General features: G+C 68.3%; 2 protein-coding genes. Both read left to right on the top strand.

Translation table 11 applies throughout. The features are described 5' to 3' along the window. A partial coding sequence (locus AB1634_19350) for a hypothetical protein (GenBank protein ID MEW6221669.1) occupies positions 1 to 1,739 on the top strand: 1,739 nt, incomplete at its 5' end. A 100-nt stretch (positions 1,740 to 1,839) separates the two neighbouring features. Then, positions 1,840 to 2,190, top strand: coding sequence for a hypothetical protein (locus AB1634_19345; protein MEW6221668.1), 351 nt, complete (start codon positions 1,840 to 1,842; stop codon positions 2,188 to 2,190). The last annotated feature ends 334 nt before the right edge of the window (positions 2,191 to 2,524 follow it).

Genomic DNA, 2,524 nt, shown 5'->3' with positions numbered 1-2,524 from the left:
AGACCTGCGCCTCCTGCCACAAGACCGGTGGCGCGCCGTTCCACGCCACCACCTTCGCTGGCATCGAGCCGGCCCACAACAACGTCCAGGCCGACGCCTCCTGTGCCGGCTGCCACGCCACCACCGGGGTCAATCGCCTGTCTCAGCACCGCAACGATTGCGCCGTCTGCCACAGCAGCACCAACGCCACGGTCCAGGCCGCCATCGCCGCCGGCGCCACCACGGCCCAGAACTGCGCCTCCTGCCATAAGACCGGCGGCGCGCTGACCCACGGCACCACCTTCGCCACGGTGGCCCCTGTGCACGACATGGTGATCTCGTCGGCCAGCTGCTCCAGCTGTCATGTTCAGGGCACAGCCGAGCAGAGGCTGTCTTTGCACCTTTCCTGTGCTCAGTGCCACACCAGCACCAGCCAGACCGTCATCGACGCCATCAACGCCGGCCAGGCGGGCACCGCCGTGTCGTGCGCCAGCTGCCACGGCTCCTTGGGCCATGCCGCGGCTCACGACATGACCGCGGTGCCGCAGCCCAGCTGCAACGACTGCCACGATTCCAACGTCTACATCGAGCACGTGGAGCGCCGCAGCCTCAGCTGCTCCGTCTGCCACGACAATCCGGCATACGCCAGCACGATTGCGGCCGGCATGGCCGGCAGCCAAGTCCTCTGCGCCGCCTGCCATGGCACCACCCAGCATCACACCGGCAGCGACGCCATCTCCGGCAACTGCCAGACCTGCCACCTCGATCCGCGGCCGGTCATCTGGGCCGGCGCCCCCGTGGGCCAGATGGCCTGCCAGGAGTGCCATACCGACGCCAGCGGCAGGATCTGGACCTGGACTGCCGGCGCGCCCAGCCACGCCTGGAACACCGCCGCCCCGATCCAGGACTTCGGGGCCTGCTTCGCCTGCCACGCGCCCGTGCCCTTCCACGGACTGCCGGTCCAGGCGCCGCTGTGCTGGGACCTGGCCAACAACTACTTCGCCGCGCCGGGCAAAGGTACTTTCAACCTCTTCCGGCCGATGTTCCAGAAGCCGCTGGAATACTACAAAGGGACACCGTACCAGCGGCAGGGGAAGGAAATCTGCAAGCCGGACCGAGCCGACTGGAACAACCCGACGATCACCTTCAACTGGCATGAGATCAGCTCCCCGGACAGCCGGGTCTTCGGGCAGACCGTGCCCACCTTCGAGCCAGCCAGCGCCGGCTGTCTGGTGCAGCCCATCGGCACCTATATCGAGGCGGAAAAGGCGGGTAGCATCGCCACCGCCGACTGGGCGACAGCCTCCGAAACGACGGCCAACGGCGGCCAGTATCTCAACGCCCGTACAGCCCGCACCACGCTGCCCAACGCGGCAGCTGGCCCAGGCGCCCAGTTCCGCCTGAGCTTTCCGGCCGCGGGCACCTACTACCTGTTCTTCCGCAGCAAGGACAACCGCAGCACCAGCAGCGACAACCTGTGGTACGGCCTGAACGGCGTGGGAGTCGGTGATGCCAAGAGTCCCGTGAGCAACACCAACTACAACTGGTTCAACGCCCGAGGCACTTACACCGCCGGGCCGACCACCGCTCGGATCACCGTGCCTTCGGCTGGTTGGCATACGATCAACATCTGGTCCAAGGAAACAAATCACCGGTTCGATGGCCTGTACATCAGCACCATGAGTGGCGCCCTGCCGCCGGTGGCACTGCCTGGCGGCGCCAGGAAGATCGACGCCACCCAGTGCATCAGCGCGCAGTAGCGGCCGAGCAGCCAGACTTCATGGGGATGGTGGCAGGCCCGGCGGTCCGATCCGACCCGCCGGGCCTGCCGCCGCAAAGCAGCTCGCAAGGAGAGGGATCATGATCACGAAGAGGACGACAAGGATGCTGATTCTGGGTCTGCTGGCGGCAGCCGCCCTGGTCGTGGGCCCTGGCGAAGCCACCGCCGCCCGCCAGCGCCAGGACCTGCCGCCGGTGGTGCGCGGCCGGGTCATCGAGGTCCACAAGCCTTTTGGCACCAGTGACCGGGTCTACGCCCGGCTGGCCGCCCGGGAGGGCCGGGTCTGGGTGGCGATGCCCGGCACCACCCTGCCCCGGCGTGGCGCGGTCCTCAGTCTCAAGACCGAGTGCGTGCGCACGGGCTTCCGGAGCCAGGGCATGAACCGAACCCTGGACACCGTCATCTTCACCAGCGGTCCCGCCGGCCAATAGCCGACCACGCCCACCAGATGGGATAGCCCTTGGGCGCCGCCGCCCTCCCTCCTGGCCGGCGCCCAAGGGTGAATCCCCCCGCTGCCCATCCGGGCAGCGCCTTCGCCTCCCCTCCCCGCCGCAGGCACAAGAAGGGGATCTTGTGGCGCGGCCGGCTGAGGTGCCGGATGCTTTGGCCCTCGGGCCGGCGTCTCTTCCGACCCCGCCGGCTCGCCCGGCCGGCCTTGAAAGGCCGGCCTACCACGGGTACGCCACTCCGTGGCTCTGTACGGAAGGGCTCGATTGAGAGCCTCGCGTAGCGAGAGCAGATACCGATAGCCGGGGGATTCATCCC

It is taken from the genome of Thermodesulfobacteriota bacterium, assembly GCA_040755095.1.
GTDB lineage: Bacteria > Desulfobacterota > Desulfobulbia > Desulfobulbales > JBFMBH01 > JBFMBH01.
Note: the sequence above shows the minus strand (reverse complement) of the source record. Positions and strands in the feature narration are given on the sequence as shown.